1 tRNA gene is annotated in these 219 nt (G+C 50.2%); it reads right to left on the bottom strand.

The annotated features are described in order from the left end of the window. Positions 1–134: 134 nt before the first annotated feature. Positions 135–209: transfer RNA gene (locus ACVA58_RS28825), tRNA-Gln, on the bottom strand. Between the last annotated feature and the right edge of the window lie 10 nt (positions 210–219).

The raw sequence follows: 219 nt of genomic DNA, 5'->3' as shown, positions 1-219 counted from the left end.
AAGGAGAGACTTGAACTCTCACACCTTGCGGCGCCAGAACCTAAATCTGGTGCGTCTACCAATTTCGCCACTTCCGCGTACTTACCGTCTATATCCATCATAGCAATGAATAACAAAAGACGTTAAGCAAAAGATGGCAGGGCTACCTGGATTCGAACCAGGGAATGGCGGCATCAAAAGCCGCTGCCTTACCGCTTGGCGATAGACCTGCAGATGCTC

The organism is Photobacterium sp. DNB22_13_2 (assembly GCF_052873915.1).
This window is presented reverse-complemented; position numbering and strand designations above follow the sequence as displayed.